Here is a 7174-nt window from a genome sequence, read left to right as displayed (position 1 = left end):
CTACCGAGGGGGCCGCTCCGTCTCCCCCCCCCCCTTGTGGGTGCCGCCCCCCCGTCGCCGCTGCGACTTCGGCCCTTGACGTCCGCCCGGGCCCCGCGAAGCATGGTCTTCGTGATCAGAGGCTCGCAATCGACCGTTGAGCCGGCCACCGCAGGCGGCCGTGCCGGCGCGCCCGTCCGTACGGGTACCGCCAGCCTCCGTCACGCCCGCAGTCAGGCGTCCTGCCGCGCCTGTCCGCCCACCGGCCGCCGGTCCGGCTGACGGTCGTACCGTGCGAGCCCGTTCCATCCAGCGTCGCCGGACAGGCCCTAGGGCTTGCGCCCGCGCCACCCTGTCCACTGGATCCAGACGTGACCGGCGACCTCTCGAAGTGACCGGACCGCCCCGGGAACCCGGCGGCGGAAGTTCCCGGTGCGCACGTGCCCGGCCGGCCCGGACGACCCGGGCGATCCGGTCGGCCCCGCACCGGTTCTGATCGGACGGCAGACGGTGACAACAGAAGCGCTCTACGCGATCAGCCCCGCCCGGATGGGCCGGCTGCTCGAGGGCTGGCAGTCCACCGCACCCGCGTACACCGCGCTGGCCGCGCGGGTTCGGCTGCTGATCCGGGACGGCCACCTGGTGCCGGACACCCGGATCCCGCCCGAACGCCTGCTCGCCGAGCAGCTCGGGGTCAGCCGGACCACCGTGACCAAGGCCTACGACCTGCTGCGCGGCGAGGGCCGGCTGCACAGCGTGCGGGGCTTCGGGACGGTGGTCTCGTTCCCGGCGCCCGGCGCGCTGCCCGGACCGAGCGCGCCCGGCGCGGCCGCGGCCGCCGGTGGCCTGGCCAACTGGGCCTCCGGCGCGGGTGGTTCACCGGCCGGCGGCTGGGTCGCCGACTTCAGCTCGGTGCTGCTGAGCGCGCCGCAGCAGTTGATCGAACGGACCGTCGGCGAGGCCGCCGGCGACCTCGCCCGGGTGCTCGCCGACCCCGTCCAGGATCCGCGCGGGCTGCCGGAGTTGCGCCAGGCGCTGGCCGACATCTACACCGCGGGCGGCCTGCCGACCTCGCCCGACCAGCTGCTGCTGACCAACGGCGCGCGGCACGCCTGGAGCCTGCTGCTCCGGCTGCGGGCCCGGCCCGGTCAGCCGGTGCTGGTCGAATCCCCGGGCAAGCCCGCCGCCCTGGACGCGGTCCGGCTGCACGGAGCGCGGCTCTGGCCGGTGCCGCTGACCGAGGAGGGCTGGCCGCTGGACGCCTTCGGTTCCGCGCTGCGCCGGGTCAGGCCGCAACTCGCGCTGCTCGGGCCCGACTTCCAGCAGCCGACCGGGCGGGTGATGCCGGCCGAGGCACGCGAGTTCCTGGTGCACACCGCCGAACACTGCGGCACGCTGCTGGTGGCCGATCAGACCAACTTCGAACTGGGGCTCGATGGAACGGAGTTGCCGGCCGCGCTGGCCTGGCACGATCCGCACGACACGGTCGCGCTGATCGGCTCGGCGCGGGCCGTGCTGGGCGACGGACTGCGGGTCGGCTGGATCCGGGCGGCCCCGGCGCTGGTGCACCGGCTGGCGCAGAGCAGCCGGGCACAGGGCGCCGGCTACGCCGTCGCCGACCAGCTGATCACGCTGCGGATGCTGTCGCACCGGGATCGTCTGCTCGATCTCCGGCGGGCCGAACTGGCCCAGCGGCGAGGAGTGTTGGTCGACGAACTGACCCGCCGGCTGCCCGGCTGGCGGTTCACCCCGCCGCCCGGTGGGTCCGGGCTCTGGGTCGACCTCGGAGCGCCGGTCGGCAGCGCGCTGGCCACGCTCGCCGAGGGGCGGGGGGTGCGGCTGATGAGCGGATCGCGGTTCGGCCTCGGCGGTGCGCAGGACAGCTACCTGCGGCTGGCGTTCACGCTGACCGAGGAGTCGATCCGGACCGGCGTGCGGCTGCTCGCCGAAGCCGCCGCCGAGCTGGCCGGAGCTGCTGTGGGGGCTGAGCCGGGCGACGGCGCGCGGGCCCGGGCGGGGGCCGCTGCGGGGGCCGGATCCGGTTCGGGGCGGGCCTGAGGGGCGTCAGACAAGCCCTAAGGCCAAGTCTGTGGCATTGGCTCTTTCTCGTGCCAGGCGTCGACTTGATGATGAGTCGATCAGTGGCGCGCGCCCGGGATCCCTTGCCGCCGGTGGCGAACGGCCCGCCGCTCGCGCTGCCGCCTCGACCAGGGAGTGCTCCTTGACCAGTCGCCTCGCCTACGCCGGTCCCGGTACCGGCCGGAGTCGCCCGGAGGCCGCCGCGGCCCCGGCGGTCGCTCGGTGACGACCCGTCGCACCGCCGGCAGTGCCGGCCGTGGTACAGACGAGCTCGGCGGTGCCGACCGCGGCCTCGACGAGGAGGCGCTGCTGCCGCCGCCCGAGCGCATGCTCCGGGTGCAGCTCGGCGAGCCCTGCGCGATCGATCCCGCCTGCGCGTTCGAGTACGACGGCGCCCTGGTGACCAGACTGCTCGCCGACCCGCTGGTGGACTGCGACCTGGTGACCGGGCGGCTGGCGCCCGCCGCCGCCACCGCCTGGCGGGTGGCGCCGGACGGGCTCGCCGTGCGCTTCCAACTGCGCCCCGGCGTACGGTTCCACCACGGGCGCGAGGTGACCGCGGTGGACTACCGCTACGCGCTCTCCCGGGCGGTCCGCCCCGCGACCGGGTCGGTGCTCGCGGGGCACCTGGCGGCCGTCGAGGGGTTCCAGGAGGTGCGCGAGGAGCGGGCCGGCGACCTGAGCGGGGTGCTGGTGCGCGGCAAGTACCAGCTGGAGGTGCGGCTGAGCCGCCCGTTCCACGAGATCGCCACGATCTTCAGCCACCGGGTCACCGCGCCGGTGCCGGCCGAGCTGTGCGAGGCGGACCCGGCCGGTTTCGCCCGGCGGCCGGTCAGCAACGGCCCGTACGCCGTCGCGCGCGGCTGGCGGCCGGGCCGCGGGCCGGTGCTGCGCCGGTTCGCCGACTACTACGGCGAGAACGCCGCGCACCCGAACGGCGGTGCCGGGCAGAGCGAGTGGATCGCGTTCCAGATCCACGAGGACCTCGCGGACGCCTGCGCGGCCTTCCTGCGCGGCGAGTTGGACGTCACGAAGGTGCCGCCCTCGCTGATCGCGGACGCCGCCCGGCTCGGACCGGCCTTCCAGCACAGCGCGAGTCCGACCGTCAGCTACCTCGGATTCCCCACCCCGGTGGCGCCGTTCGACCAGCCGGAGGTGCGCCGGGCGGTCGCGATGTGCGTGGACCGGGAGGCGATCGTCCGCCGCCGGTTCGCCGGCACCCGGTCGGTGGCGAACCGGATCGTGCCGCCGGTGCTCGATCCGCCGGTGCTCGATGCCTCGGCGTCGGGGACGCCGGCGCCCGCGCTCGACCTGCCGTACGACCCGCCGGCGGCCCGTGCGCTGCTCGCCGGGCTCGGCGTCCGGCCGCCCGCCAAGCCGATCGCCATTCTCTTCAACGTGGGTCAGGGGCACGAGGGTTGGACCTCGGACGTGGCACGCGGGATCAGCGAGGGGCTGGGCTGGCCGGTGCACCCGAGGAGCATGGACTGGCCGGACTACCTCCACGCGCTGCCCACCGCCGAGACGCTGTTCCGGGTGAACTGGGCGGTGGACCAGCTCTGTGCGGGCACCACGCTGCATCCGCTGGTGCACAGCTCGGCCATCGGCTGCACCAACCAGTCGCGCTACCGGAGCCCGGTGGTCGACTCGCTGATCGACCAGGGCAGGGCCACCGCGGACCCGGCCGAGCGACAGGCGCTCTACCGGCAGGCCGAGCAGGCGGTGCTGGCCGATCTGCCGATGCTCCCGCTCTGGCAGAAGGCGCTCTGCCTGCTGGTCGATCCGGACCGGGTGGCGACCCCGGACGGGTCGGCGGACGCCTACGGGACGCCCGCGCTGCGGCAGTACCGGCTGCTCGAACCGGGGGAGCGGCGGCTGCGGGCCGCCGGGCACCAGGACCGCTACGAGACCTGTGGCGCAGTCGACTTCGGGGCGGGCCGGTGACGCGGGTGGGTCACTGCCGGGTGGCCGCCATGGGGTGAGCGGGCCGTACGAGCAGGTTGTACGAGCAGGGCGTGCGTGCGGGGTGCGCGGTCATGGGTGGACCGGGCGGCACCCCGCCCGCCGCCGGCGGGGCCGCAGTGGCTACGGGGGAAGGTTACGCGGGGAAGGACACCCCGGTCAGCTGCTCGGAGGCATCCCAGAGCCGGGCCGCCACCGTGAGGTCCCGGGCGGCGCGCGGAATGCGGGCGGTGGTCGGCAGGCCGGTCAGCTCGCCGAGCCCGTCCGGCCCGTAGTAGCCGCCGCCGACGGCCCGTTCGCTGGTCGCCGCGACCAGCGTCGGCAGCGCGCCGCGGGCCGGGTCCTGGGCCATGCCGGGCAGACGGACGGCCAGCTCGCTGAGGTTCACCCCGGCGGACTGCTTCCCCAGCAGCGGGCCGCTGTACTGCAGGTTCGTGCGGGTGAAGCCCGGGTGCGCGGCGAGGCTGCGGATGCCCCAGCCCTGCCGGCCGCTGAGCCGGTTCAGCTGCTGGGAGAAGATCAGATTGGCCAGCTTGGAGCGGCAGTACGCGTCCCACGGGCTGTACTTGCGCTCGGCGTTCAGATTGTCCAGGGCGATCCGGCCGCGCCGGGCGGCCAGGCTGCTCACCGAGACGACCCGCGGCTCGTTCGCGGCGCGCAGCAGCGGCAGCAGCCGGCCGGTGAGCGCGAAGTGGCCCAGGTGGTTGGTGCCGAACTGCAGCTCGAAGCCGTCCTTGGTGGCGTACCGGGTCGGCACCGCCATCACCCCGGCGTTGTTCACCAGCAGGTCGACCGGCCGCCCGCGCTCCAGCAGGACGGCCGCGAACGAGGCGACCGAGTCCAGGCTGGCCAGGTCCAGCTCGGCCACCGTCACCGGCGGGCGCCCGCTGGAGCGCTGCGCCGCGCGGCCGAGCGCGCCGGCGCCGTCGGCCCGGATCCGCTCGGCCGCCTCCTCGCCCTTGGCGGAATCCCGTACCGCGAGCACCACCTCGGCACCGGCCAGCGCGAGCCGCCGGGCGGTCTCGAAGCCGATGCCACTGTTCGCGCCGGTCACCACGGCCAGCCGCCCGGTCTGGTCCGGTAGCGCGATGTCCTTGATCTGTCTGATGTGGCTGAACCAGCTCTGCGGGCCGGCGCCACTGATCCGACGGGCCATCATCGGCTCCTCTCGAACGCGTTGTCGCCCGACGCTACCTCAGATTCGGCGCAGCAGGTCCAGAACACCCGGCACATCCGGCACCGCCGTTACACCATCGGGAAGTTCGGGCCTGCGGACGATCACCACGGGCAGCCCGAGTTCGCGTGCGACGGCCAGTTTCGGAGCGGTCGCCGCGCCTCCGCTGTCCTTCGTGACCAGCACGTCGATCCGGTGCTCGCGGAAGAGCGCCCGCTCGCCGTCCGGCTGGAACGGGCCGCGGTCGAGCACGACCACCAGATCGGGCGGGAACGGCGGGTCGGGCTGCTCCACCGAGCGGGCCACCAGCCGCACGCCGGTGACGCCGGCGAACGCGGCCAGCCCGAGCCGTCCGGTGGTCAGCAGCGCCCGCCGGCCGAGCGAGGGCAGCAGCTGCGCGGCCTCGTCGAGCGAGCCGACCGGGTGCCAGTCGTCGCCCGGAACCGGGACCCAGCTGGGCCGGCGCAGCGCGAGCAGGGGAACATGGACGGCGGCGGCCGCCTCGGCCGCGTTACGGCTGATCACCTGGGCGAAGGGATGCGTGGCGTCGATGAGGGTGTGCACGTGGTGCTCGCGCAGCCAGGCCGCCAGGCCGGCCGGGCCGCCGAAGCCGCCCACCCGCACCTCGCCGACCGGCAGCCGCGGCTCGGCCACCCGCCCGGCCAGCGAGCTGGTCACCCGCAGGGTCGGGTCGGCGGCCAGCTCGGCCGCCAGCCGCCGGGCCTCGGTGGTGCCGCCGAGGATCAGGATGTGCCGCATGGAACCTCTTCTCGGGGGGACGGATGTCTGAGCCGACCGGCGGTCGCGCGGGACAGCTTCGCAGCAGCGGTCTGCGGCCCGGCTGGACCACCGGCGCCTGCGCCACCGCCGCGACCGCGGCCGCGTACACCGCGCTGCTCACCGGTGACTTCCCGGACCCGGTGGTGATCACGCTGCCGAAGGGGCAGCAGCCGGCGTTCGCGCTGGCCGGCGAGCGCCTGACCGAGGCCTCGGCCGGGTCGGCGGGCTCGGCGGGCTCGGCGCCGGTCGTCCGGGAGGCGATGGCCGCCGTCGTCAAGGACGCCGGCGACGACCCCGACGTCACGCACGGCGCGGTGGTCCGGGCGACCGTCCGGCTCGGCGCGCCCGGTACCGGCGTGGTCTTCCGGGCCGGTCCCGGCGTCGGGACGGTCACCAAGCCGGGCCTGCCGCTGCCGGTCGGCGAACCCGCGATCAACCCGGTGCCCCGGCAGATGATGCGCGACACGGTCGCCGCCCTCGCGGCCCGGCACGGTGGCGCAGGGGACGTGGAGATCGAGATCTCGATCGACGACGGCGCCGAGATCGCCCGCAGCACCTGGAACCCGCGGCTCGGCATCCTCGGCGGCCTCTCGGTGCTGGGCACCACCGGTGTGGTCGTGCCGTACTCCTGCTCGGCCTGGATCGACTCGATCCGGCGCGGCGTGGACGTGGCCCGGGCAGCCGGGCACCGGCACGTCGCCGGGTGCACCGGCTCGACCTCGGAGCGGGTCGCGGTCGCCGAGTACGGGCTGCCGGACGACGCGCTGCTCGACATGGGCGACTTCGCCGGCGCGGTGCTCAAGTACCTGCGCCGCCACCCGGTGCCGCGCCTGACCATCGCCGGTGGGTTCGCCAAGCTCTCCAAGCTCGCCGCGGGCCATCTCGACCTGCACTCCTCGCGCTCCCAGGTGGACAAGGGCTTCCTGGCCGGCCTCGCCGCCGAGGCCGGCGCCGGGCCGGAGCTGGTCGCCGCCGTCACGGCCGCGAACACCGGGCTGGAGGCCGTCCAGCTGTGCGGCGCCGCCGGGGTGCCGCTCGGCGACCTGGTCGCCCGGGCGGCCCGGGCGACCGCGCTCGAGGTGCTGCGCGAGGCGCCGGTCGCGGTCGATGTGATCTGCATCGACCGGGCCGGCACGATCGTCGGACGCTGCGAGCCGCTGGCCAACCGCTGAGCATGGCGCGCTCGCGCTGGCCGATGCC

At 75.4% G+C, this 7174-nt stretch carries 5 protein-coding genes; 3 read left to right on the top strand and 2 right to left on the bottom strand.

All coding sequences use genetic code 11. The annotated features are described in order from the left end of the window. Nucleotides 1–411: 411 nt before the first annotated feature. On the top strand, nt 412–2037 hold the full coding sequence (locus AC060L_RS22815) for an aminotransferase-like domain-containing protein (protein ID WP_483800717.1): 1626 nt from the start codon (nt 412–414) through the stop codon (nt 2035–2037). 243 nt (nt 2038–2280) lie between these two features. Continuing rightward, nucleotides 2281–4002 carry a peptide ABC transporter substrate-binding protein gene (locus AC060L_RS22810; RefSeq protein WP_483800716.1) on the top strand — a complete coding sequence of 574 codons (1722 nt, stop codon included), beginning with the start codon at nt 2281–2283 and terminating at the stop codon, nt 4000–4002. Nucleotides 4003–4156: 154 nt separating this feature from the next. Here AC060L_RS22810 and AC060L_RS22805 read toward each other — a convergent pair whose 3' ends face one another. Both AC060L_RS22805 and AC060L_RS22800 read right to left on the bottom strand, forming a co-directional pair. Next, nucleotides 4157–5176 (bottom strand): SDR family oxidoreductase, encoded by a 1020-nt coding sequence (locus tag AC060L_RS22805; RefSeq protein WP_483800715.1) that lies wholly within the window; start codon nt 5174–5176, stop codon nt 4157–4159. A 39-nt stretch (nt 5177–5215) separates the two neighbouring features. After that, on the bottom strand, nt 5216–5953 hold the full coding sequence (locus tag AC060L_RS22800) for a cobalt-precorrin-6A reductase (protein ID WP_483800714.1): 738 nt from the start codon (nt 5951–5953) through the stop codon (nt 5216–5218). A gap of 23 nt (nt 5954–5976) precedes the next feature. Here AC060L_RS22800 and AC060L_RS22795 point away from each other — a divergent pair, with 23 nt between their 5' ends. Next, on the top strand, nt 5977–7146 hold the full coding sequence (locus AC060L_RS22795; RefSeq protein ID WP_483800713.1) for a cobalt-precorrin-5B (C(1))-methyltransferase: 1170 nt from the start codon (nt 5977–5979) through the stop codon (nt 7144–7146). The last annotated feature ends 28 nt before the right edge of the window (nt 7147–7174 follow it).

This window comes from Kitasatospora sp. NEAU-69 (assembly GCF_057158765.1).
Note: the sequence above shows the minus strand (reverse complement) of the source record. Positions and strands in the feature narration are given on the sequence as shown.

Coding starts and splice junctions, on each gene's coding strand:
- AC060L_RS22805 (WP_483800715.1), bottom strand. CDS start 5,176: ATGGCCCGTCGGATCAGTGGCGCCGGCCCGCAGAGCTGGTTCAGCCAC.
- AC060L_RS22800 (WP_483800714.1), bottom strand. CDS start 5,953: ATGCGGCACATCCTGATCCTCGGCGGCACCACCGAGGCCCGGCGGCTG.
- AC060L_RS22795 (WP_483800713.1), top strand. CDS start 5,977: ATGTCTGAGCCGACCGGCGGTCGCGCGGGACAGCTTCGCAGCAGCGGT.